Source organism: Rhizomonospora bruguierae (genome assembly GCF_018397995.1).
Taxonomy (GTDB): Bacteria; Actinomycetota; Actinomycetes; order Mycobacteriales; family Micromonosporaceae; genus Rhizomonospora; species Rhizomonospora bruguierae.
The window spans coordinates 1-549 of record NZ_BBQH01000024.1; positions in this window are offsets into that span (position 1 = coordinate 1).

The following is a 549-nucleotide window of genomic DNA, read 5'->3' on the forward strand; positions in this document are numbered from 1 at the left end:
TTGGGCCTTGACACTCCCGGCACGGGCCACGACTGGTGGACCGCCGATCTCCCGGACCCGACCGGTGACACGGCAACGACGATCCACATCGACGAGCTGGGCAACATTCGGCTGCCGGATGGCACGCTCGTGCCGGCGCAGGGCTGGTCCCTGATGCCGGCCGAGGATGACGGGCCGATCCGTCTCGTACACGAGAGCGGGACGGAGATCGTTGCCCCCGCCGCGGGCGGCAATCCGTGGCTGCGCAGCGGGGCCGCCGGCGTCGGTCTCGGGATCAGCCCCCAAGGGAGGCTGGCGAGGACCGAGCGGGGCGTGGCGCTGCACGGCACCGATGTTGATCTTCCCTTCACCAGCAGGGACGGTTCCTCCCATCCCGCGCCACCGCAGCGCAGCGTTTCGGCGGCCGAGGTGACGCGGATTCGGTCGGCGGCTACCTCACCCAGGCCGGGGGCCCTCCGCCGCGGCGGAACCTGGCCGTCCGCGCCGGCCGATGACGTCGCGCCGTGGCGGCCGGTGCACGTCCCGTCGGAGCACCGGTCGGCGGCATCG